Annotated in this window: 22 protein-coding genes; 8 read left to right on the forward strand and 14 right to left on the reverse strand. The window is 69.6% G+C overall.

Annotated features, from left to right (window positions below):
• Nucleotides 1–29 precede the first annotated feature (29 nt).
• The 5 genes from cmk (at nucleotide 30) to ACZ43H_RS07090 (ending at nucleotide 5,024) form a co-directional block, all read left to right on the forward strand.
• A complete protein-coding gene (gene cmk / locus ACZ43H_RS07070; protein WP_464588882.1) occupies nucleotides 30–734 on the forward strand; it encodes a (d)CMP kinase in 705 nt (234 codons plus the stop codon).
• Nucleotides 731–1,504, forward strand: coding sequence for a lysophospholipid acyltransferase family protein (locus ACZ43H_RS07075; protein WP_464588884.1), 774 nt, complete (start codon nucleotides 731–733; stop codon nucleotides 1,502–1,504). The genes cmk and ACZ43H_RS07075 overlap by 4 nt, the downstream gene beginning before the upstream one ends.
• Nucleotides 1,501–2,889, forward strand: coding sequence for a ribosome biogenesis GTPase Der (gene der / locus ACZ43H_RS07080; RefSeq protein WP_464588886.1), 1,389 nt, complete (start codon nucleotides 1,501–1,503; stop codon nucleotides 2,887–2,889). The genes ACZ43H_RS07075 and der overlap by 4 nt, the downstream gene beginning before the upstream one ends.
• Before the next feature lie 313 nt (nucleotides 2,890–3,202).
• Nucleotides 3,203–4,165: a hypothetical protein gene (locus ACZ43H_RS07085; RefSeq protein ID WP_464588888.1), complete on the forward strand. Its 963-nt coding sequence runs from the start codon at nucleotides 3,203–3,205 to the stop codon at nucleotides 4,163–4,165.
• 181 nt (nucleotides 4,166–4,346) lie between these two features.
• Nucleotides 4,347–5,024 (forward strand): methyltransferase family protein, encoded by a 678-nt coding sequence (locus tag ACZ43H_RS07090; RefSeq protein ID WP_464588889.1) that lies wholly within the window; start codon nucleotides 4,347–4,349, stop codon nucleotides 5,022–5,024.
• 66 nt (nucleotides 5,025–5,090) lie between these two features.
• Here the strand turns inward: ACZ43H_RS07090 and ACZ43H_RS07095 are convergent, their stop codons facing one another.
• Complete coding sequence (locus ACZ43H_RS07095; protein WP_464588891.1) at nucleotides 5,091–5,873, reverse strand: spermidine synthase; 783 nt, start codon at nucleotides 5,871–5,873, stop codon at nucleotides 5,091–5,093.
• 226 nt (nucleotides 5,874–6,099) lie between these two features.
• Between ACZ43H_RS07095 and ACZ43H_RS07100 the strand changes: the two genes are divergently transcribed.
• Complete coding sequence (locus ACZ43H_RS07100) at nucleotides 6,100–6,363, forward strand: hypothetical protein (protein ID WP_464588893.1); 264 nt, start codon at nucleotides 6,100–6,102, stop codon at nucleotides 6,361–6,363.
• Here the strand turns inward: ACZ43H_RS07100 and ACZ43H_RS07105 are convergent.
• Both ACZ43H_RS07105 and ACZ43H_RS07110 read right to left on the reverse strand, forming a co-directional pair.
• On the reverse strand, nucleotides 6,347–6,550 hold the full coding sequence (locus ACZ43H_RS07105; RefSeq protein ID WP_464588895.1) for a Flp family type IVb pilin: 204 nt from the start codon (nucleotides 6,548–6,550) through the stop codon (nucleotides 6,347–6,349). The two genes, ACZ43H_RS07100 and ACZ43H_RS07105, sit on opposite strands and share 17 nt — an antisense overlap.
• A gap of 313 nt (nucleotides 6,551–6,863) precedes the next feature.
• The gene (locus ACZ43H_RS07110; RefSeq protein WP_464588896.1) at nucleotides 6,864–7,076 is read right to left on the reverse strand and encodes a Flp family type IVb pilin; all 213 of its coding nucleotides are present in this window, start codon (nucleotides 7,074–7,076) and stop codon (nucleotides 6,864–6,866) included.
• 771 nt (nucleotides 7,077–7,847) lie between these two features.
• Between ACZ43H_RS07110 and ACZ43H_RS07115 the strand changes: the two genes are divergently transcribed.
• Nucleotides 7,848–8,234 (forward strand): hypothetical protein, encoded by a 387-nt coding sequence (locus tag ACZ43H_RS07115; RefSeq protein ID WP_464588898.1) that lies wholly within the window; start codon nucleotides 7,848–7,850, stop codon nucleotides 8,232–8,234.
• Between the two features lie 183 nt (nucleotides 8,235–8,417).
• On the opposite strand, the gene ACZ43H_RS07120 is transcribed toward ACZ43H_RS07115, so the two are convergent.
• The 10 genes from ACZ43H_RS07120 to ACZ43H_RS07165 all read right to left on the reverse strand — a co-directional run bounded on the left by ACZ43H_RS07120 (nucleotide 8,418) and on the right by ACZ43H_RS07165 (nucleotide 19,699).
• Nucleotides 8,418–9,059, reverse strand: coding sequence for a response regulator transcription factor (locus tag ACZ43H_RS07120; RefSeq protein ID WP_464588900.1), 642 nt, complete (start codon nucleotides 9,057–9,059; stop codon nucleotides 8,418–8,420).
• On the reverse strand, nucleotides 9,034–10,665 hold the full coding sequence (locus ACZ43H_RS07125) for a sensor histidine kinase (protein WP_464588902.1): 1,632 nt from the start codon (nucleotides 10,663–10,665) through the stop codon (nucleotides 9,034–9,036). Before ACZ43H_RS07125 ends, ACZ43H_RS07120 begins: the two co-directional genes overlap by 26 nt.
• Nucleotides 10,662–11,594, reverse strand: coding sequence for a type II secretion system F family protein (locus ACZ43H_RS07130; protein WP_464588903.1), 933 nt, complete (start codon nucleotides 11,592–11,594; stop codon nucleotides 10,662–10,664). Before ACZ43H_RS07130 ends, ACZ43H_RS07125 begins: the two co-directional genes overlap by 4 nt.
• A 1-nt stretch (nucleotide 11,595) precedes the next feature.
• Nucleotides 11,596–13,473 carry a type II secretion system F family protein gene (locus ACZ43H_RS07135; RefSeq protein WP_464588904.1) on the reverse strand — a complete coding sequence of 626 codons (1,878 nt, stop codon included), beginning with the start codon at nucleotides 13,471–13,473 and terminating at the stop codon, nucleotides 11,596–11,598.
• A complete protein-coding gene (locus ACZ43H_RS07140; protein ID WP_464588905.1) occupies nucleotides 13,470–14,870 on the reverse strand; it encodes a CpaF family protein in 1,401 nt (466 codons plus the stop codon). The genes ACZ43H_RS07135 and ACZ43H_RS07140 overlap by 4 nt, the downstream gene beginning before the upstream one ends.
• Before the next feature lies 1 nt (nucleotide 14,871).
• A complete protein-coding gene (locus ACZ43H_RS07145) occupies nucleotides 14,872–16,074 on the reverse strand; it encodes an AAA family ATPase (protein WP_464588907.1) in 1,203 nt (400 codons plus the stop codon).
• The gene (gene cpaB, locus ACZ43H_RS07150) at nucleotides 16,071–16,850 is read right to left on the reverse strand and encodes a Flp pilus assembly protein CpaB (RefSeq protein ID WP_464588909.1); all 780 of its coding nucleotides are present in this window, start codon (nucleotides 16,848–16,850) and stop codon (nucleotides 16,071–16,073) included. Before cpaB ends, ACZ43H_RS07145 begins: the two co-directional genes overlap by 4 nt.
• Nucleotides 16,851–16,913: 63 nt before the next feature.
• The gene (locus ACZ43H_RS07155; protein WP_464588911.1) at nucleotides 16,914–18,542 is read right to left on the reverse strand and encodes a hypothetical protein; all 1,629 of its coding nucleotides are present in this window, start codon (nucleotides 18,540–18,542) and stop codon (nucleotides 16,914–16,916) included.
• A 1-nt stretch (nucleotide 18,543) separates the two neighbouring features.
• The gene (locus ACZ43H_RS07160) at nucleotides 18,544–18,960 is read right to left on the reverse strand and encodes a TadE/TadG family type IV pilus assembly protein (RefSeq protein ID WP_464588912.1); all 417 of its coding nucleotides are present in this window, start codon (nucleotides 18,958–18,960) and stop codon (nucleotides 18,544–18,546) included.
• Nucleotides 18,961–19,261: 301 nt separating this feature from the next.
• The gene (locus ACZ43H_RS07165) at nucleotides 19,262–19,699 is read right to left on the reverse strand and encodes a hypothetical protein (RefSeq protein ID WP_464588913.1); all 438 of its coding nucleotides are present in this window, start codon (nucleotides 19,697–19,699) and stop codon (nucleotides 19,262–19,264) included.
• A 256-nt stretch (nucleotides 19,700–19,955) separates the two neighbouring features.
• Between ACZ43H_RS07165 and ACZ43H_RS07170 the strand changes: the two genes are divergently transcribed.
• The gene (locus ACZ43H_RS07170; RefSeq protein ID WP_464588914.1) at nucleotides 19,956–20,741 is read left to right on the forward strand and encodes a patatin-like phospholipase family protein; all 786 of its coding nucleotides are present in this window, start codon (nucleotides 19,956–19,958) and stop codon (nucleotides 20,739–20,741) included.
• 115 nt (nucleotides 20,742–20,856) lie between these two features.
• Here ACZ43H_RS07170 and ACZ43H_RS07175 read toward each other — a convergent pair whose 3' ends face one another.
• Complete coding sequence (locus ACZ43H_RS07175; protein WP_464588916.1) at nucleotides 20,857–22,728, reverse strand: bifunctional metallophosphatase/5'-nucleotidase; 1,872 nt, start codon at nucleotides 22,726–22,728, stop codon at nucleotides 20,857–20,859.
• Between the last annotated feature and the right edge of the window lie 106 nt (nucleotides 22,729–22,834).

Genomic DNA, 22,834 nt, shown 5'->3' on the forward strand with positions numbered 1-22,834 from the left:
GCAGTCGTCGACCCGAAGGCAGGCTCTCCGTGTCCAGCAGCGCCCCCACTCCCGGGCACCCCACCGCGGGCCCGGTCGTCGCCATCGACGGACCGTCGGGGTCGGGCAAGTCGAGCACCTCCCGCGGGGTCGCCAGCCGGCTGGGCCTGAGCTACCTCGACACGGGGGCGATGTTCCGGGCGATGACCTGGTGGATGCTGCACGCGGGCGTGGACGTCCACGACCCGGCGGCCGTGGCGGCCCGGGTGGCCGAGCCGGAGATCGTGTCCGGCACCGACCCGCTCGCGCCCACCATCACCGTCGACGGCACTGACGTCGCGACCGCCATCCGGGGCGAGGATGTGACCGGTGCGGTCTCACCGGTCAGCGCCGTGCCCGAGGTCCGCGCGCGGCTGCTCCAGCTGCAGCGCGCCGTGATCGCTGCCGCGCCGGGCGGCATCGTCGTGGAGGGCCGCGACATCGGCTCCGTGGTCGCCCCGGACGCCCCGGTCAAGGTCTACCTCACCGCCGACCCCGCCGCCCGGGCCGCCCGCCGCGCGGCGGAGGAGGGCGGCTCCGACGTGACCGCCACCCAGGAGTCCCTGCTGGCCCGGGACAGGATCGACTCGGGCCGGGCCACGGCCCCGCTGGTGATGGCCGACGGGGCGGTGCACATCGACACCACGCCGTACACGCTCGACGAGGTGATCGGTCTCGTGGTCGCGCTCGTGGAGGCGGTGGAGGCGCCCGCGTGACGCCCGCGTCGTCCCGGACCTCCCACCTCGACCCGCCGCGCAGCGACCGGTCGCGCCACCCGGTCCGCCTGTTCCTGTACTCGCCGCTGCGCCCGCTGGCGCGCGCGGTGATCCGCCGCCGCTTCGCAGTGCGCCTGCACCGCGTCGAGGAGGTGCCGGCCACGGGGCCGGTGATCTTCGCCAGCAACCACATCGGCGTGGCCGACGGGCCGCTGCTCGCGATCTTCGCGCCCAGGCCGGTGCACGCCCTGACCAAGGTCGAGATGTTCCGAGGCCGGCTCGGACGCTTCCTGCACGCCTCGGGCCAGATCCCGCTGGACCGCTTCCACGCCGACCCGGCGGCGGTGCGGACCTGCCTGCGGGTGCTGCGCGACGGGCGCGCCGTCGGGATCTTCCCGGAGGGCCGCCGCGGCGGCGGTGACCTCGCGCGCTTCCACCGCGGCGCGGCGTACTTCGCGCTCGCCTCGGGGGCCCCTGTCGTGCCGGTCACGATGCTCGGCACCCGCGAGGCCGGCGGGCACACCGACTCGCTGCCGGCCCGCGGGGGAGTGGTCGACATCGTCTTCGGGTCGCCGTACCACCTCGAGGCGGTCGCCTGGCCGCGCACGAAGGAACAAGTCGAGCGCACCTCGGTGTTGCTACGGGAGCACATGCTGGTCCACCTGGACCGTGCGCGCGCGTCGACCGGCCGTGAGCTGCCGGGTCCGCTGCCCGCCGCAGAAGTCGAACCCGACCCCGCCACCGGGGTCGCTGAGCAAGGAGCACCATGACCGACGGTCCCGACCTGTCCACCGCCGCTGAGGCGTCCTCCGACTCGGGGACACAGCCCGAAGCGCTGGGCCCGGTCCCCGTGCTCGCCGTCGTCGGCCGCCCCAACGTGGGCAAGTCGACGCTGGTCAACCGGATCATCGGCCGCCGCGAGGCGGTCGTCGAGGACGTCCCGGGCGTCACCCGTGACCGGGTGTCCTACGACGCCAACTGGAACGGCCGCGCCTTCACTGTCGTCGACACCGGCGGCTGGGACCCCGACGCCCGCGGTCTGGCGGAGCGGATCAAGGCGCAGGCGGAGATCGCGGTCGGCCTGGCCGACGCGGTGCTGTTCGTGGTCGACGCCACGGTCGGCATCACCGACGCCGACGAGGCCGTCGTCAAGATCCTGCGGGCCTCGAAGAAGCCGGTGGTTCTCGCGGCGAACAAGGTCGACGACCAGCGCACCGAGGCCGAGGCCTGGGGCCTGTGGAACCTCGGCCTGGGCGAGCCGTACCCGGTCTCCGGCCTGCACGGCCGCGGCTCGGGCGACATGCTCGACGCCGTGCTGGCCGCGCTGCCCGAGCCGCCGCCCGAGCGGGACGCCGAGGTGGGTGGGCCGCGCCGGATCGCGATCGTGGGCAAGCCGAACGTCGGCAAGTCCTCCCTGCTGAACAAGCTCGCGCGGGAGGATCGCGTGGTCGTCGACAACGTCGCCGGCACCACGGTCGACCCGGTCGACGAGCTGATCGAGCTCGGGGGCCGGACCTGGCGCTTCATCGACACCGCCGGTATCCGCAAGCGGGTCAAGGAGGCCTCCGGCCACGAGTACTACGCCTCGCTGCGGACCTCCACCGCGATCGATCGCGCCGAGGTGGCCGTCCTGGTCATCGACGGAGGCCAGACCATCTCCGAGCAGGACCTGCGGATCATCCAGACCATCCGCGAGGCCGGACGTGCGCTGGTGATCGCGTTCAACAAGTGGGACCTCGTCGACGAGGAGCGCCGCTACTACCTCGAGCGCGAGATCGAGCGCGAGCTCGTCCAGGTGCAGTGGGCGCCCCGGATCAACATCACCGCCCGCACCGGCTGGCACGTCGACCGGCTGGTCCCCGCGCTGGACAAGGCCTTGGAAGGCTGGGAGACGCGCATCTCCACCGGGTCGCTCAACGCCTTCCTGGGGCGGCTCGTCGCCGAGCACCCGCACCCGGTCCGGGGTGGCAAGCAGCCCAAGATCATGTTCGGCACCCAGACCTCGGTCGCACCGCCGACGTTCGTGCTCTTCACCAGCGGCAAGCTCGACGCGTCGTACGAACGCTTCATCGAGCGTCGCCTGCGCGAGGAGTTCGGCTTCGTGGGCACGCCCATCGTGCTGAACCAGCGGCCGCGGGAGAAGCGCAAGCGCTGACCTCCCCAACGCTGGGGAGGACGTCGGGTCCCGGACGGAGGATCGTTCGGGGGCAGGGACGGCGTGAGCCATCGCGCCGTGCCTGATCTGATGGTCTCGACCGGGGGGACGAGGGGATGCACGCACGACTGAGGGCCTTGGGCATCACGTCAGCGGGAGCCGTGGGAGCGACCGCCGGCTTCCTGTGGTTCGGCAGCGATCCGCTGGCCGGGCTCAGCGTGGCGCTGCTCGGCGCCGGGGCGCTCGGCTGGGGTGCGCACCGGTTGGTCTTCGACCGCTGATCGGGCGCCTACGCGACCGCTAGGGTGAGCCCGTGCGACTGCTCGGAGTCCTCGCCGCGACCCTGCTGGTCTCGGCCTCGCTGACCGCCTCGGCCGCCACGACGGATCCCGTCGTCCGACCGCTCGCGGGCACCTCCTGCCGTGTGTTCCCCGCCGACAACTACTGGCACGCCGACGTCAGCCGGTTGCCGGTGCACGCGCGCAGCCGTCAGTGGCTCTCGCACATGTCGACCGAGCGCGAGTTGCACCCCGACTTCGGCCCGTCGTACGGCGACGGGCCGGGCTACGGCATCCCGGTGACGGTCGTCGGGCACGCGCACCGCCGGGCGCACGTGCGGTTCCGGTACGCCGCGGAGAGCGACCGGGGCCGCTACCCGCTGGGCCGCGACACGCGGATCGAGGGTGGCAGGAGCTCGGCGGGGGACAAGCACGCCGTGGTCGTGGACCGGGGGAGCTGCCGGCTCTACGAGACCTGGGACACCCGGGTTCGGGACGGGCGGTGGCGGGCCGGGTCGGGCGCGGTGTGGTCCCTGGCCAGCAACGACCTGCGGCCCGACGGCTGGACCTCCGCGGACGCCGCCGGCCTGCCGATCCTCCCGGGGCTGCTGCGCTGGAACGAGGTGAAGGCGCGCGACGTGGACCACGCGATCCGGTTCACCACCGATGTCACCAGCCGGCACCACCTCTGGCCGGCCCGGCACGACGCCGGCTCGACGGACCGCCGGGCCTACCCGCCCATGGGCGCGCGCTTCCGGTTGAAGCCGGGCTTCTCCGCCCGCGGCTTCTCGGCCGGGGCGCGGGCCGTGATCCGCGCGATGAAGACCTACGGACTCGTCCTCGCCGACAACGGTTCGCCGTGGTACTTCCAGGGCGAGCGGAACCGGCACTGGCCGGACCGGCTGGTCGCCGACCTCAAGCGGATCCCGGCGTCGGCGTTCGTGGCCGTGGACACCTCGGGGTTGAGGGTGGGGCACGACAGCGCGCAGGTGCGCTGAGCCCCGCTGCGCCGAGACGTGCCGTCATCAGAATTGGGGATGCCTTCGTCGTCGGCCTGCTCGGGCGGGAACGCTCGCGACACCGTGATCTACGGGGTCGAAGCTGAGCGAGCTTTGCTCCCGCCGGCATCGCTGGTCGCGATGCGCACACCGTCGGAGCAGTTCCCATGTGGGGGTTTCCATGAGTCAACTTCAGGCGCGGACCCGCCGTCTGGACACCGAACGCCTCTTCCTGGTCCCGGTCCTGGTCCTGCTGCTGATGATCTGCATCGGTGACCTGTGGGACCGCTGGCCCTCGGACTTGTCCGAGGCGTCAACGAGCCTGAGTGTCGTCCACAAGCTGCTGAGGGTCTGCTTCTACGTCTTGATGATCTCGCTGTTGCTCACCCGACGGCCCAGCAAGGCGTCGATCGGCTCGCGACGTGCGGTATGGGCTGCCTACGTCGGCACGTTCACCCCTTTCCTGCTCCTGGCCGGCGGTCAGACAGTGACCAGCGAGGGAATGATGGCGATCGCCATCCTGCTGATCACGTCGGGGCTCGCCTTCTCCGTGTACTCACTGGCCTACCTTGGGCGCAGCTTCGGGGTCGTGCCCCATGCCCGCAAGCTCGTACGCAGCGGGCCCTACCGATGGGTGCGGCATCCGCTGTACGTGGGTGAGTTCATCAGCTTCGCCGGGGCCGTCCTGGCGGTGCTGAACCTCTACACGGCGCTGGTGTTCGTCTTCTTCGTGATGGTGCAGGCCTATCGCGCCAACCAGGAGGAGCGGGTGCTCAGAGGGGCGTTCCCGGAGTACGAGTCCTACGTGGCGCAGGCGGGCAGGTTCACGCCCCGGCTGACGACAGCGTTGCGCGCGTAGCTGCTCCAGCGCCTGGCTTGAGTCCGTAGGAAGTCGGGGCGCACGCGATTGCCCACGGCGCCATGGTCACCGATACGCGGTGAGCGGCGAAGGTTGACAGTCGCCGTCGACGAACGCTGCCCCGCCGCCGAGTGTGCTGCTGACCTGGGCTGCGTCCAGCACCCGGTACGGCGCCGCCGAGGAAGCGGCTCGTTGCTGGAGCGCCCCGATGGGGACGAGCCCGTGAGAGGCGACGACCAGGAGGTTGCCGAACCTGCGCCCCCGAAGTGTGGCCGGCTCTGCACTCACCATCAGCTCCGGGAACACCAACCGGAGCCCGGCGACCACGCGCCGGGTCCAGGCGAACGGGGCGCGGTCGGTGAGGTTGAGCAGGAACCAGCCGCTGCTGGTCAGTGCCCGGGACACCGACTCGATGTACTCAAGCGTGACCAGCTCCGCCGGGACGCGGGCACCGTCGAACGCATCCAGGATCACCACGTCAGTAGAGTTCTCACGAAGTTGAGCGGTGCCCACGCGCCCGTCGACGGGACGGACCTTGATCCCGCTGCGTCGGGGGAGCGGGAGCTCGCTGCGAACCAGCTCGGTCAGGGCGACTGCGGGTTCGAGCACGATCTGGTGCGACCGGGGTCGAGTCGCGGCGACGTACCGAGGAAGCGTCATCGCCGCACCGCCTACGTGGAGGATTCGCAGCGGCTCACCGGCCGGCTGCCACGCGTCCAGCACGTCGCCGATCCTGCGCACGTAGTCGAACTCGAGCCTGGTCGGGTCGTCGAGGTCGACGTGGGACTGGTCGGCACCGTCGACGCGGAGCACGTAGGCGTTCGGCCGTTCGGTCGGCACGATCTCCATGCCGTGAGGATCTCACGCCGCCTCGACCTACCGACGGAGAGTTCGGCCGTGCCCTCGAGCCCGAGATGTGGGGAGCGGCCGCCTGCGACGGGTCCCCTGGTCGCTCCGTCCGTGCCGGTCGCGCGTCGGACTCGTGCGCCGCGGGACGGTGTCCATCCCTTCGACCTCCGCTGGGGCGACCTACGGGAATCCCGCGAGTCCCTGAAGGAAGAGTCCGTTCACCTCGATGCCGAGCAGGGCAGCGCTGAAGGCAGCGACAGCGGCGATCAGGGCTGCGAGGAGCGCGTACTCGACCGAGCTTGCGCCCCGCTCGTTCCTGGTGGCGGGTGAGGTCGTGGGCGTGCTTGGCGGCGTCGCTCGAGTCAAGGGGGACATCGACGGTCTCCTCTGCTGTCAGGAGGGGATGGAGCTGAGAAGCGAAGGGCCGGTGCCGCTCGATGGCGGCACCGGCCCTTCGGTCGTGCTGGACTTTGTCAGCCAGCGGCGTTGATCGCGGTGAGCACGGCCTGGAACTTGCCGTCCAGAGCGGTGCCAAGGAGCCCGACGGTGGTCACGATGACGGCGGCGATCAGGGCGACCATCAGGCCGTACTCGACCGCGGTGGCGCCGCGCTCGTCGCGGCGCGCCTTGAGGTCGCCGATGAACATCAGGGCCATGAGCTGGATCTTGTCGAACATTGGAAGTCCCCTTCGGAATGTCGGTGAATTACTCGTTTTGGCGGCGGTTACCTGCCCCCGTTTGGAGCTTGGTCTGGTGAATAGTCTTGCGCCGCATTTTGCCCCCCGAATCGGGTACTCGGTTGGCGGCCGATGGTCATTTCGGGCTATACGGGACATGCCAGAAGTCCCATGTCCCGGGGTTGGCTTTCCGTAGCTGTCCGTGTTTGGCGGGACAGAAGCCGAATTCGAAAGGTCGACTCAGGCGCGCCGAAGGGGCCGGTGCCACGTCCCTGACATGGCTCCGGCCCCTCGAGGCTTGCGTGCTGCTTGATCAGCCCGCGGCGTTGATGGCGGTGAGCACCGCCTGGAACTTGGTGTTGATGGCGGTGCCGAGGAGGCCGACGGTGGTCACGATGACCGCAGCGATCAGGGCGACCATCAGGCCGTACTCCACCGCGGTCGCGCCACGCTCGTTGCGCTCCTCGAACTGGGTCTTGAGGAAGTAGATGAACTTCAGGGTCGAGATCTGCATCTGGTCGATCATTGGTATTCCCCTTTGGAATCGAATGAAGCTGGTGATGAATTCCGAGCCCCCCCATTGGAACCCGTCTGGAGATAATTCTGCTTTTCTCTGCGTCAACGGGGATCGGTTCCTCGGCTCCCACTTCATAGTCATTTCGGGCCATGTTCGGAGGTGGATCATGACCAGGCGTGAAGGACCTTCGGCGGGGCCCCGCCCTCTGCGTCCCGGTGGGGCGTGGGACCCGCCGAACCTCAGGCCGTCCCGAGGCAGGTCGGGGGCACGACGTCGCGTTCAGGCGATGAGCCCCTGTGATGGCGGGGGACCGCGACGACCGTCTCGGGGACCACCTGTCGCTGGGCCGGCCCCGCCACGCAGTCGCGGACTCGTGATCCACCTCGCCGACGAGGTCGTGGGCAAACCGCCACGCTGACCTCGACCGTCCGGGGGATGGGAGCTACCTGTCCATGCCGACCGGGTGTGCGCCCGGTGCCCTTGGGGAGTCTGGTTGAGGGTGCCAAGCGCGTCGAGACGATCGACCTGACGGGGCTCCCTGTGGGTGCGAGTTCCGGCCCCAGCCACGAGAAGGGGGTGACCGAACGGATGTTGGAGCACCCCACGAGCCAGGCCGTCACCTGGCGGGTCGCGCCGGCTGTCGTGGACCGTGCTGTCACCGCGCTGCTGCCCACGGACGCCCGGGGACGGTCCTGACGCCCATGAAGTCGTTTGAGAAACACCATCACCACGGCGACCGGGTGGCACAAACCGTGGTGCCGTTCACCGATCTTGAACCTCATGGAGGACCAGCAGGCGCAGCAGTCGCTCACGGGTGAGGCGAAGGTCGTCACGCTCTGCGGCTCGACCAAGTTCGAGGCTGAGTTCGCGGGAGTCAACCAGCGGCTCATGATGGAAGGTTGCGTTGCGATCAGCCTCGGAATGTTCAGCCTCTCCCATCTGCGGGACTACGACTGGACAGCAGACGGGTCGGACCTGAAGGGGCGTCTCGACAGTGTGCACTTCCAGAAGATTCGCATGGCTGACGAGGTGTACGTCGTAGATCCCGGCGGCTACCTGGGCGAGTCGACCCGCCGGGAGATTGCCTACGCGGAGTCGCTGGGCAAGCCGGTTCGGTACCTGAGTCGCGAGCGCCTCGCTCGAACAGGAGACGTCCCCGGACAGTGACTCCGACCGAGCGGGTCGCTCAGCGGCAGATGGCGCTTCGATCTCACTGGAGATCCCGGGCGCCAGTCGACCGGGGTCGTTCGCACTGCAAGCCGTGTCACTCGGTGCGGCACGGCCTGCAGTTCGGGAGGCAGCGGGGCGCGCTCACGACGGGAACCCGCGGCTCGTGAGGCCGCGGCCTGGTCAGCCCGCTGCGGACAGGTTCTCGAGGAGGAGGCCGCGGCGCATGGCAGTGACCAACGCCTGGGCGCGGTTGCTGGCGCCGAGCTTCTCGTAGAGGTGCGTGATGTGGCTCTTGACGGTGGACTCGCTCAGGTACAAGCGGTGCGCGATGTCGGCTGCCTTGAGGCCGTCGGCGAGGAGCTCGAGGATCTCCTGCTCACGGGGGGACAGGCGCTCCGCTGCGGTCGACGCACGTCGCATCACCGCTCCGGTCAGCCCGCTGCAGAGGAAGCTCCGCGGGGCCTTGGCGGCGTGGGCGGCTGCACCGACCACCTCGCTGCCGCGAGCCTCCTTGTTGAGGAACGCCGACGCGCCGGCCTCCATGGCCGCGAAGATCTGGGCGTCGCCGCTGTGCATGGTGAGCATGACCAGGCCGACCTCGGCGCTGTCCGCACGGATCGCTCGCACGATGTCGAGTCCCGTGCCGTCCGGCAGCTGGAGGTCGGTCACGACGACGTCGGGTCGCAGGGATCGCCACGCTCCGAGGGCATCCGAGACGCTGGCGGCCTGCCCGACGACATCCATCGATCCGTCGCGCTCGAAGGCGCGAGCGAGGCCCTGTCGGATCAGCTCGTGGTCATCGACGAGCAAGACGTTGGTCATGACGGGTGGCTCCCTTCGTGGTGGTGACGGTCGGGCGTGAACGGAGTGTCACGACCGTCCCGCCGTCGTGGCGTGCGTCGACCGTGAGGTCGGCGTTGATGCGCTCGGCGCGCTCGCGCATCGTGTGCAGGCCGTAGTGCCCGGCACGGGGTGTTGCCCCGCCGACGCCGTCGTCCTCGACGACCAGTCGCACGTCGTTGCCGTCGACGGTGAGACTGACCCAGACGTTCAGGGCCCGGGCGTGCTTGTGCACGTTGCCGATCGCCTCCTGCGCGATGCGCAGCACCTCGCTCTCGGCGCGGCGTGCGAGTCGCGCTCCGCGCTCGTCGAGGGTGAGGTGCACGCGCAACTCGCTGTGGCTGCTCAGCTCGTGGACGTACTCCGACAGGGCGCCGGACACGCCGCCGCCAGGGTCCACGTCGTGGCGGAGGTCGAAGACGGAGAACCGGAGCTCGTTGATGATCCGGGTGACCTCACCCCGGAGTGCCTCTGCCCCTTGGCGGGTCTCGGGGTCCTGGCTCAGCGCTGCGAGGTCGTCGGCCAGGTAGCCGAGGGACACGACCCGCTGAGCGACCCCGTCGTGGATGTCGCGGGCCAGACGGCTCCGCTCCTCGGAGGTGGCGAGCGCACGGACATCGTCGACAAGCAGTGCGGTCTCGAGACGGATCGCGTGCTCGTCGAGCTGACTCTGCAGGGCTTCGAGCTGCGCTGGGGCGAGAACGGTCGACCGACCCAGTACGACGGCGCCGAACACGTGCTGGCCCACTCGAAGAGGGAGAGCGACAACTCCGTCGCGGTGCAGACGCTGCCCGTAGAACACGCAGAGCCTGGCAGCGTCCTCGTCGCTGGTGGTGAGGTGTCCCTGCACCGCCACGACCTCGAGCCTGTCGCCGCGACCGGGGACCAGGACCGCCGCCCGGTCGGTGTCGAGCGTGTTCCGGACAACGGAGAGGACGGCGCGTGCCTGGGTGGGTACGTCGAGTGCCACGGGCAGCTCGCGCACCAGTGTGTGCAGCTGTCCGACGAGCCGGTGTGCCGCGGCGTACGGCGCCTGGGACGTCTCCAACCGGCGTAGGGAACGTGTCTGGGTTGCGGCCAGCAGGCCGGCTCCGAGCCCGACCACGAGCCATGGCAGGGCCAGGCTCATCCGGTTCCAGGCCTGGCCCGGGGGTTGCACGGTGATGACGGCGGCGGCCAGGGTGAGCCCGCTGGCGAGCGAGGTGTTCGTCGTGGCGATCCGGCCGTGGTTGATCCCTGTCACCACGGCAGGAATGGCGACGCAGACCAGCAACGGCTCGACGGACTGATCGGCGCTGCCGACCAGGAGGCTGACCATGATCCCTTCGGCGATCGAGATCCACGGAGTCCGACCGCGGGTGACGTGGAGCTCCGCCGCGCAGCTGGCGGCGCCGACGATGGTCAGCCCCAGCAGCACCACAGCGGCCGAGTCGAGCAAGCCGGCGTCGAGCACCTGCCCGGTGGCGAGGGCAAGGGCGAACGCGCGGACCGCGGTGGTGAGCCGCCAGGACTGGGAGGACCGCGGCGCCGCGGGCCCTGGGGATGGCGAGCGGCCCGGGTGTCGCTGGGGCAGTGCGAGGGTGCTCATTTGGCGAACACGTTCACCATGCGGATGGCTGCCGGCCCGATGACGACGATGAAGAGGCAGGGCAGGATGAACATGATCAGCGGGAACATGATCTTGACGGGCACCTTCTGTGCCTTCTCCTCGGCCCGCTGCCGACGCTTCACCCGCATCTCGTGACTCTGGATGCGGAGCACCCGGCCGATGGGGATGCCGAGCTGGTCGGCCTGCACCATGGCGAGGCAGAAGGACTTGAACTCCGCCAGTGTGGTTCTCTCGGACATCGCTCGCATGGCCTCCATGCGACCGACGCCGAGCTGCATCTCCTGGAGCAGGCGCGAGAACTCCTGGGCCAGCGGGCCTTCGGTGTTGCGGGCCACCCGCATCACGGCCGCGTCGAAACCGAGGCCGGCCTCGACCGAGATCGTCAGCAGGTCGAGGGCGTCCGGCAGCGCCCGCTGCATCAGCTTCTCCCGCTTCTGGCCCGCGTTGAACAGCAGGATGTTGGGCAGGACGTAGCCGAAGGCACCCAAGGCCGCGGGGATCACCAGCATCCGAAGGAGCGAGCCGCTGCCGATGACGTACAGCTCGGAGATCCCGGCGAGGACCATCATCGCCAGTACCTTGAGCCCGATGATCCGGTTCACCGTCCACGCCGGAGGGTTTCCGGCGATGTCGAGCCGGTGCTGGATCCGCTCGGCGGTCCCTGCCCTGGCCAGCCGGTGGCCGACTCCGATCAGCCGCTCCCCGAGCGGCGCGATGACGCGCTCGGTGAACGGCCGCTCGAGCTCGGTGCGGAGTGTGTCCGGAGCCGAGGTGATCGCTTGGATGGCGGCGAGCGAACGGGCCACGCCGCGACGTTCGGTGGTGACGACGCCGACCAGGGAGAGGGAGAGGGTGATGCCGGCGCAGACCAGCAGCCCTCCGGCCAGCAGGATGATCGTGGGAGACATCTCAGACCTCGACCTTCACGAGTCGTGACATGAACCAGGCGCCCATGGTCAGGAACAGCACGGCGGCGCCGAGCATGAGTCCGCCGACGAGGGTCGTGTAGAGCACCCGCACGTAGTCCGGGTTGGCGAACATCATGTAGAGGAACATGGCCACCGGGAGCCCGCCCAGGACCCATGCGGAGAGACGTCCTTCGGCGGTCAGCGACTTGACCTGCCGTCGGAGGTACTCCCGCTCGCGCAGGGTGTCAGCCACGGTGTTGAGGATCTCGGACAGGTTGCCGCCCACCTCGCGCTGGATGCGGATCGCCATCACCACCCAGCCGAAGTCCTCGCTCTCCATCCGCTCGGCGACGCCTTCGAGCGTCTCCTCCAGGCCGATCCCGAGCCGGTGCTCGACCAAGGCGCGGCGGAGCTCGCCGGCCATGGGCTCGTGGCCCTCCTGAACGACCGTGTCCACGGCCTGAGCCATCGAGAGGCCGGCCGAGAGGCCGCCGGACATGAGCGTGAGGGTCTCCGGCAGCTGCGCCCCGAAGGCCGCCAGGCGGCGGCTGTGCTTGAACTTGAGGTACATCGCGGGGAGCAGCGCACCGAAGAGCAGTGCGACCACCGCCGCCGCCCCTCCGCCGATCACGAACCCCAGCAGACCCGACGCCACGGTGATCCCGGCGTGGAGCAGGATCCACTCGGCCGCGGTGAAGGAGATACCGGCGGCGTTGAGCCGTTGGGAGAGGCGGGTCTCGAAGTCACCCTTGACGAAGTTCCCGGTCAGGGCGACGGCCGACTCCTTCAGGCTTGCCGGTCCGGCACTCGGAGCGGTCTCGCCGAGATAGGCGCCGATCCGCTTCTGGGAATCCGACTGCCCACGCGATCCGATGAGGACGACAGCCAGGATCGCCGCGAGCCCGACCCCCAGCGCGGCTGCGCCGGCGAGCATGGCCCCCTTCCCCACGAGTGCATGTCCCGGCTCCACGACGGTGGGGCCACCAGCGTCGACCTTGCCGAGGGACACGAACGCCGAGTCGTCGTAGGTCGTGCCGCCGGCGCCCAGGGAGACCGCGAGCTCCACGTCGTCCGCGGCACCCGCGGGGCGTGGAAAGCGGACGAGCAGCTGATGGGCCAGGGAGTCCGCCTCGGCCGTGAAGACCGAGCGGAGGGCGTCAGGATCGGCCGCGTCGATGAGGTGTCCATCGCTGGCCGACGACAACTTCGCGACGAGGGCCCGGTCTCGAGAGCTCTGGTCGAGGGCGACCACGTCCACCGAGGTGCCGTGCACCTTGGAGGCGGACGCAGCCTGCTGGAGGGAGCTGTCGCTGCCGGTGTCGCGGCCGTCGCTGAGCAGGAGGACGCTGCGGGCCCCTTCCTCCCCGGCCAGGTTCATGGCCTGCACCACAGCGTCGTACATGTGCGTGCCGTGGGTGAGCTTGATGTCATCGATGGCGGCGGCGACGGACTCGCGGTCGGTCGTGGGAGCGATGACGTCGTGGACCTTGTCGGAGAAGGTCAGCAGCCCGATCCTGACGTCCGGCGGTGCCGAATCGAGGAAGGCCTTCGCCGCAGCCTTGGCCGCGGTGATGCGTGCCCCGCTCATGCTGTCACTCGCGTCCAGGGTCAGCACGGTCGTCCGGGTGACCTGGCCGGCCTTCACGCTCTCGGCCGTCGCGTCGACCGGCTTCCCGTCCACCTGGACGTCGATGCTCGCAAGGTCAGGTGTGGTGCCGGTCGGCAGGTCCACATCGAGGAGCACCGAGACAGTGCCGTCATCCGTGGTCTCGGTGTGCCCGACAGCGATACCCGAGTCGGCCTGGGCGGGCGCCGTGACCAGGCCCAGGGCCAGCACGGCAGCGGCCGCGGCCCCACGGATCAGGACTCGAGCGGTCATCGGAGCGCTCCTGCTGGTGCGAACAGCGTGGGGTCGACACGAACGTTGTGGTCCGCCAGGCGCTCCAGGAAGCGGGGTCGCAGCCCGGTGGCCCGGAGGTGGCCGAGCGCGCGCCCGTTCTCGTCGTACCCCGCCTGGTAGTCGAACAGGAAGACGTCCTGGAGGGTGACGATGTCGCCCTCCATGCCGACGACCTCGGTGATCGCGGTGAGGCGGCGGGTGCCGTCCTTGAGCCGCGTCTGCTGGATGATCAGGTCGATCGCGCTCGACGACTGCTCCCGGATCGCGCGGACCGGAAGGTCCATCCCGGCCATCATCACCATCGTCTCGACGCGCGCGAGCGCGTCGCGCGGGGTGTTGGCGTGCACTGTCGACAGCGAACCGTCGTGGCCGGTGTTCATCGCCTGCAGCATGTCCAGGGCCGCAGCATCCCGGATCTCTCCGACGACGATGCGGTCGGGCCGCATGCGAAGCGAGTTGCGCACCAGGTCGCGGATGGTGACCGCGCCCTTGCCCTCGATGTTGGCCGGACGGGACTCGAGCCGGAGCACGTGCTCCTGGTGGAGCCGCAGCTCGGCGGCGTCCTCGATGGTGACGATCCGCTCGTCGGCCGGGATGAACGACGAGAGCACGTTGAGCGTCGTGGTCTTGCCGGCGCCGGTGCCGCCGGAGACCAGGATGTTGAGACGTCCCCGCACGCATGCGGCCAGCAGGTCGGCCGCGGGCCGGGTGAGCGTGTCGAAGGAGATCAGGTCCTCGACGGTGTACGGGTCCTCGGAGAACTTCCGGATCGTCAGCTTCGACCCGTCGAGCGCCAGCGGCGGGATGATCGCGTTGACGCGACTGCCGTCGGGGAGCCGTGCGTCGACCATGGGGCTGGTCTCGTCGACGCGGCGACCGATCTTGCCGACGATCTTGTCGATCGTGCGGCGCAGGTGTGCCTCGTCCGCAAAGGCGACGTCCACCCGCGAGAGTCGGCCGCCACGCTCGACGAAGATGTCCTGAGCACTGTTGACCATGACCTCGTTGAGCTCGGGGTCGCGCAGCAGCGGCTCGAGGGGGCCGTACCCGAGGATGTCGTCGGAGATCTCCTGGATGACCCGAGTGCGGTCCGCACCGGACATCGGCTGGCTCGTCCCGGCCACCGCCGTCAGGAGCGCCGCCCGGACCTGCTGCTCGAGCTCGGTCTGGGTCATGTTGACGTCGTACAGCTGCGGTCCGAGCGTGCTCACGAGCTGCGCGTGGACGGCGCGCTTCAGGTCCGCGAAGGGGTCTTTGGTGACCACCCTGGTTCGTGGTGTCGCGCTGGACGACCGGTGCTCGGGCTCACCGCCCGCGGGAACGGCGGCCAGGGTGCGATCGCGCTGCGCGGCGATCAGGCGTTCGGAGAGAGACATGTCAGGCCACCTTCCGGATGCGGAGGCCGCGGCGCGGCGCGCCCCGGCGGGAGTGGGAGCCGGCTTCGGCGGCCTCCGGCTCAGGAGAGGATGCCGAGAACGACTCGGCGAGCGACTCGGCGAACGAGGCGAGGGCCTTGCTCACCTGGTGGCCCCGGTTGGCCCGGACGATGGCCTCGCCCCGGTTGACCGCGGCGAGCACGTCGCGACTGGACGGAAGGGTCAGGTCGGCCTTGAGGCCGAGCGTCTCCTCGAACTCAGAGGCAGAGAGCCCGACCTTGGCGTCGGCCCTGTTGATGACCAGGCGCCACTTGTCCCGCGGCAGGTTCAACAGGTCGAGAGTCCCGGCAGCGAGCTTGAGGCTCTTCAGCGACGGGATGTCCAGCGTCCCCACCAGGATCACGACGTCGCTGTGGTCCAGGGCCGGGAGCACGTAGTCGTCGAACATCCCGGAGGTGTCGACGACGACGACGTCGAAGAGGCTCTTGAGGATGCCCAGCAAGCTGCCGACCGGCTCAGCGGGGACGGGGGAGCCCAGCTGGACGGGTGCGGCGAGGACGGAGAGACGTTCGGAGTGCTCGGTGAGGAGTGACTCCACGCCGCTCACGTCGATGGTTCCGCTGAGCCGATCCAGGTCGGCGAGCGTGTGCAGCGGCGTGAGCTGGAGCATGATCGCCACGTCCCCGCAGTGGATGTCGAGGTCCACGACGCACACCCGCCGGCCGGAGTCGGCGAGCGCGGCCGCGACATTGGTCGCCACCAGACTCTTGCCGACGCCACCCTTCGTCGAGAAGACCGTGACCAGCGACCCGCGGTGCTCCGGCTTCGTCGCCTGGTCGAGGCCCTCGGACACGGCACGACCCACCTCGGCAGCGCGGTGCACCGCATCGCGAAGGCCGGTCGCGTCGCCCGTCTCGACCACCTCGCTCATGCCGGACCGCAGAGCGTCGGCCAGCACTGCGTTGTCGACGGCGGGACGAACCAGGATCACGCCGAGTGCCGGGCGGGCGATGCGGTTGCGGGCCGCGAACGAGGCTGCCGCCTCGTCGCTGATCGAGGGCCCCAGCACGGCGGCGTACTCAGCGGCATTGCTGCTCAGATGGGCCTCGAGGGCCTCCACCGACCGCAACACGGTGACAGACTCGCCCAGGGTGGCGGAGAGCACCTCCGCCAGGACCGGGTCCTTCTCGACCAGGGCAGTCATCGCACGGTCCCACGGAAGATCTCGGGCATGATCTGGTTGGCGGTCACGCCCGGCTGCTCGACGGCCTTGGACTTGTCGGTGCGCAGGGCGAAGGACAGGTCACCGTTGCGGGCCGCGAAGATGACCTTCTCCGCCTGGTCCTGGTCCACGGCGAGCGTGAGGATGGTGCGGGGGATCTGCTCGGTGGTCTGCTTGCCGTCGCCGTCGGTGGTCGTCCTGGACGCCACCGAGGTGTCGCCGACGCCGATGACCTGGACCTTGGGCAGCAGGATCCGGGTGTACTGCGGAAGCTTCTGGGTGCTGCCGTCGGGCTTGTAGACCTCGGGGTCTGCGGAGGCGAACACCGCGACCCACGAGCCCGGGTTGACGAAGCCGGCGACCCTCGCCGGGTCGGTGAGCTCCACGCTGACGGCGAGCTTGTCGTCGGGGATGGTCAGCGTCTCCTCGGAGCCCGGGGCACCGAACTGCTGGCCGATGATCTGCTGGCCCGGGTAGATGGGGCCGAGGGCGACCTTGTCGTCGATCGAGGAGGTGGAGCTCAGCGCTCCCTCGACCATGTCCTCGCGGACCACCTCGGTCTTCTCCAGCTTGCCGGCGGCTTGGGCGTCGGCGACCGACTCCCCGGTGTCGATCACGTCGGTGGCGGTCAGCACCGACACCCGTGCCTGGCCCTCGGTGGCCCGGGCGTCGATGCCCTGGACGTAGAGGATGATCATCGCGGTGCCCAGCGCCGCGATGGCGAAGGCAACGGTCAGGAGGATGGATCGTCGTGCCATGGGTCTGTCCTTAGCTGCTGGAGAGTCGGTGGATGGTGGTCGTGCTGGGCGTCTGAGGTGCGGTCATTCGACGAGGACCAGGGCCTTGGGGCCGGAGCCGGTGTAGTCCTGCTCGCCGCCGACGGTCGGCGCGAACTCGGGCAGGGCCTTGTCGCTGAGGAGGATCACCTTGAGCTCGGTGATGCCCTGCGAGTCGGAAACGAGGCCGTTGAGCGAGCTGATGGTCCCGGGTGCGTTGTGGGTGGCGCTCAGGCTCTGGTCGGTGATGAAGCCGGGCCGGAAGTCCTTGATCCACCACGACTTCTTTCCGGTGGACGGGTCGGTGTCGAGGACCGGGATCCAGAAGAACCGTGGTGAGTTGTAGATGTCCGACGAGAGTGCCTGGGTGCCGGCCGAGTCACCGTTCACCAAGTTCTGGATGCTGGCCCCGTTGGTGATGAAGCAGGTCAGCAGGTCGTCGTTGATGTTGAAGCCCTTGACAGTCGCCGTCGTGCGACTGCTGTCGTGGTTCCGGCTGCAGTTGCTCGTGGAGCTGGCGTCGAGGCGACCCTTGAGCCCACCCTTGCCGGTGATCAGGCCCTCGTTGGTCTCCGCGATCTTCAGGCCGGGCTCGGTGGCCAGGCAGTTGGTCCCGTTCACGGGGGAGTTCTTGGACTCGACGGCACCGGGCTGGCCGCTGCACTGGCCGGTCTTGCCCGAGACCTTGGCCAGCGTGGGCTCGATGCCCTTGATCATGTTCCACTGCAGCGAGAACGAGTTGGTGTCCGTGCGCGGGATGTCGACGGTGCCGAAGTTGCCCTCGTTGGAGTTGTCGCAGTAGAGCTTCGGCGGGCCGACCGTGAGGCGCTGCGCGTTGGCCTGCTTGGACCACTTGGTGCCGGAGAGCGTGCGGACGTACCAGGTGTCGTCCACGGCCAGGACCGCGCTCGGCACGGAAACCGTGAACGAGGCGTTCGAGTTGGTCGAGGGAGCCGTGACCGGCACGGTGTAGTGGTACGGCGGGCCGGCCGCCCCGGTGAAGCCGACCTCGGTGACGTCCTTGAGCTGGGTGCCCGTGATCGTGATGGTCAGCGACGTCGTCCCGGACGGTGTGCTGTCGGGCGCGATCGTGAAGGTGGCGTTGGAGTTCTGGGCCGAGTCCGGGTTCAGCGTCGGGATGGTCAGCTGGGGCCCGCTGTCGTTGCGGATGCTCTGCTGGCCGTAGTCGCAGCCCTGCACCGCGAAGAACGGCAGCGTGGCCTGGGCGCGGGCCGCCTTGATCTGCGCGGCGGCATGGGCGCCGACGTCCACGCCCGTCGGCGCGCCGGGGATGGCGCCGGCCAGGGCGAAGTCCACCCGGCTGGCCGGTGCCCAGAGGTCGACCCGCCAGTTGTTGCAGCTGATGAAGCCGTCCTTGTCGCCCGGGGTGCCACCGAGGTCGATCGGGTACTGCGAGGGCACCGCGTTGTCGGCCTTGGTGAGGTACTCCTTCGCCTTGGCCACGACCTCGGCGTTGCAGCCGCCGGAGCTGTTCAGCTCGGCGGCAGCCGCCATGACGGCCACGTCGACGTCGGTCTGCTCCAGGGACTTCTTGGCGTAGGCATGGCCGATGTCGACCGCGAGCGCGCCCACGCCGAACAAGAAGGTCGCGAGGAGCGCGAACAGCAGTGCGGCGGCTCCGCGCTCGTCACGTCGGGAGGGCTGGCTGCACATGTCAGCAACCCCCTGCCGGCACGTTCTCGATGCGGGAGGTGGCGCTCTTGTCGATGTTGCCGGTGAATCCGGGGAAGAATCCGAGGTCAAGTGTCGTGAACTTCACCCGGACCGTGATGGGTTCGCCCACCTTGACCAGTGGCTTGACGACGCCGACGGAAGGGGTGTTCGTCACGGGTGCGCCGTTGAGCGGCTCCGCGCCGGCAGACTTGATCTTGGTGTCGTTGCAAGGGCTCACCGCGGCCACGCGCGCGGCTTCGCGGGCGGCGTGGCCCCCGGCCTGCCAGGCCCAGAACCACAGTCCGAACTGGATGATCCCGAACAGCAGCGTGAACAGGATGAGCGCGATCAGCCCGAACTCGACTGCCGCGGCTCCCCGCTCGCCACGCTGGCTGCGCCGCGCCTGGATGTTCCGCATCCGACCCCTCCGTGCCTGACGGGGCCCGAGACTGGGCGAACTGTCGCCCCCCGCGGACGAGATTGCTGGCGGGGGGGAGGAGACGCCGGGCAAATGCGGGATGTCTACCCAATGTGGGTGAGAGAGCAACGCAGGGTGCAAGTCGCCACGCCGGTGCCACGGGCGGATCTCCCCAATCCGTAGGGGGCGTCACCGACGGAGGAGGGGGTCAGGGATCCTCGGGCGCGCAGGCTCCAGCAGCACGAGCGGTGCGGACCGGAGGCCGGTCCGCACCGCCGCGCGCGGGTTCAGCGAGCTGAGCTCACAGGGTGTACTCGAAGGTGATGAAGGTGCGTCCGTGGCTGGCCTCGCGCCCGGACACGGTCCCGTCGATGCCGTTGTAGGTGCCGGTGCCACCCACGATCTTGCCCGTGAACTTCGGGCCGTCGCCCACGAGGTGCGCCTTGACGAGGATGATGCCGCCCTTGAGGGCGAAGGCGGCCTGGATGATCACGCGGTTCTGCTTGGGGTAGAAGTGCCCCGTGATGCTGTCGAAGCCGACCACCTCCCCGGTGCCGGCTGCCCGGATCCTGTCGGTGCCGGTGAAGTCGTACTTGCCGACTTCGTGCGACGCGGTCTCCTTGAGCACGTAGTGCTTGGTGTGCGTGGTCACGGCGGCGGTCGCGCTGTTCTGGACGACCGCGGCGCCGGCGAGGGTGGGTACTGTCACGAGCAGCAGCGCTGCAGCAGTGGTCTTCATGCCGTCCTCGATTCCTGGTGAGTCTCCCGGCGGCGGACGGTGCGCGTCACCGAGGGCAGGGGACCGGTGCCCCTTCGGTCCGTCCTACGCCTGGTCCGGCGAGAAGGCATGGCCGGTTGTGGGTAATCGATGGTCTAGACCTACGGAATCCGTGGTTCGACCCGGCGACCACGCGGGTATACGTCACGCCATGCCGACCGGACGTAACATCTTCGTCCTCTCTGGCGGCGGTTCTCGCGGCGCTGGCCAGGTGGGGATGCTTCGGACCCTGAGGGACGCGGGGGTCGTCCCGGACCTGCTCATCGGTGGCTCCGTCGGAGCCGTGAACGCCTGCTTCGTGGGCTCGCACCCCGATGCCGCGGGCATCGACGAGCTCGGCGAGCTGTGGCGGGGGATGAGCGAGGAGACGCTGTGCGGTCGCCGGCGTGGTGTGGTGGTCAACGTGGCGCGGCGCCGCCCGTACCTCTTCTCCTCCGACCGGTTCCGCCGGATGGTCGCCGAGTGGGTGCCGACGTATCACCTCGAGAACCTCGCCATCCCCGTGCGGGTCGCCACGGCCGACATCGCCACCGGGCGCGCGGTGCACCACGACCGCGGCTACATCCCCGACCTGCTCGCGGCCTCGGCGGCGCTGCCGGGCATCTTCCCTCCTGTGGTCCTCAACGGCCCGGGCGGCCCCACGACGCACGTGGACGCCGGCGTCGCCGAGAACGTCCCGCTCTCCGGGGCCGTCGGTGTGGCCCGGCCCGGTGACCGGGTGTGGGTCCTCGACGTGACCAGGGCTCCCTCGACGATCCGTCGGCTGCGCAGCCCGCTCGACGTCCTGATCGCGTCGCTGTCGGCTTCCGTGCGCAACCGCGAGGAGCCGGTCCTGCCCGACGGCACGGAGGTCGTGCGCTGCAAGCTCGACGAGCGCTACGACTGCGGTCCGGTCTTCGACTTCTCGCACACGACCGAGCTGTTCCGGCTCGGTGACCGCGCGGCCAGCGAGGCGCTCGACCGCCTCGGGGCGTCCCGCGCAGTCCGCCCGATCGCGGCGTAGCGGCGGATTAACGCCGAAGGACGAGGTGTCCGGCGAGCGGCTCAGCAGGAACCCCTGAGACGGAGCACGGCCCCCGCTCCGGGGAGCGAGGGCCGTGCGGGTGGAGGATCCTGCGTCAGTCCTGCTGCTTGATCCGGTCGGTGAGCGTGGGGCTCACCGGGTCGTTTGCCTCGAGGTACTTGCGCAGCGAGTCGATGTCGAGGCCACCGATCAGCTTGTCGGTGCCGTCCTTGAAGACGGTGAAGTTGTCGCCACCGTCGGAGAGGAAGTTGTTCGCGACGACGCGGTAGGTCGTCCCGTCGTCCAGCGCCACCATCGGCGTGGCGGGGTCGCCGTCGGCGTCCACCATCACCGTACCCACCAGCGCGGAAGTGTCGGGCAGGGCGGCGTCCGACTTGTCCCACGTGTAGGACAGGCCGGAGACCTGGAGGATCTTCTGGCCGGCGCCCTCGTTGGCGCCGTTCCACTGCTGGTTCAGCAGCGCCTTGATCTGGGCTCCGGTCAGGTCCATGGAGACCACGAAGTTGTTGAACGGCTGGACCGAGAAGGCAGCGCCGTAGGTGACGTCGCCGTTGGCGTTCTCGACCAGGTCGGCGCGGATGCCGCCCGGGTTCATCAGCGCGATGACCGGAGCCTTGCCGTCCTTGACGACCGAGTCGTCGGCCTTCTGGGCGTCGGCGATCAGGTTGCCGAGAGCTGAGTCACCGCCGTCTGCGTCAGCGGCCTGCTTGATCTGGTCGCCGGACTGGTCGGCCGGCGCGATGTGGCCGATGACCTTGTTGGCGATCGGGTCCACCAGCGTCTTGTACGTCGCGATGAGGTCGAGCAGGTCCTGCGCCGGCGTCACGGAGGCGTCGTTGCGGGCGATGATGTTCCGCGCGTACTCCGCCGGGCGCACGATGTCGCGGGTCTTCGGGTCGATCAGCAGGTGCAGCTTGGTCACCATGCGGCCGAACGACGACGCGCTGGTGAGCAGGCGCGGGTTGCCCTTCGGGTCCTGGACCACGCAGTTGTAGGCCTGGTGGGTGTGGCCCGAGACCACGGCGTCGATGGCGGGGCTGAGGTTCTTCGCGATCTCGAGGGCCGGCGCCGGCTCCTTGGGCGTGCTGCAGTCGTTGTACGCCGTTCCGTCCGTCGGCGAGATGCCCTCGTGCAGCAGCACGACGATGGACTTCACGCCCTTCGCGCGGAGCTTGGGGACCAGCGCGTTGGCGGTCTCCACCTCGTCGGTGAAGTCGAGCCCCTGGATGCCGGCCTGGCTGACGATCGCGGGCGTGCCCTCGAGCGTCATGCCGATGAAGGCCACCTTCACGCCCTTGACCTTGAAGATCTTGGTCGCGGGGAAGAGCGTGTCACGCCCGTGCGCGGACGGGTCCTCCCACTTGACGTTGGCGCTGAGGTACTGGAAGTCCGCGCCGTCGAAGCCCTGGTTGCCCGGGCAGGAGTCCTGCCCGTTGGCGCCGGCACCGTCGTCGAGGCAGCCGCCACGCTGCATCCGGCGCAGCTCCTTGTAGCCCTCGTCGAACTCGTGGTTGCCCACGGAGGCCACGTCGAGACCGATCTCGTTCATCGCCTTGATCGTGGGCTCGTCGTGGAACGCGGCCGAGAGCAGCGGGGAGGCGCCGATCAGGTCGCCCGCGGCCACGGTGAGCGGCTTGGCGCCGTTGGCCCGCGAGCTCTTGCGCTCGTGCCGGATCAGGGAGGCGAGGTACGCCGCGCCGCCCGCCGGCGTGTTGTTGATGCGCCCGCTGGAGCTGGTGGACGGGACCGTGTCGAGGTTCCCGTGGAAGTCGTTGAGGGCGAGCAGGTCGAGCTTGATGTAGTCCTTGGCCTTGGACTTCGCGAGGTGCTGGTAGGCGGTCCTCGCGTCGTGGCCTGACGGCGTGGCTTCCGTGGCGCTCGATCCGGCAGTGGTGCCGATCCCGAGAGCCAGCGACGTGAGCGCGACCACCGAGAGCGCGCTCGCACGGCGACCATGAAGTTGCATGTGATCTCCTTGTGGATGGGAAACCCGGGCACCGTATCCCGGTCACGACCTCGTGAGGCGTCACCGAGGCAAAGAATCTGCAACGAAGCGGGGAACCGTTCCGGCT

The organism is Nocardioides sp. DN36, assembly GCF_055380375.1.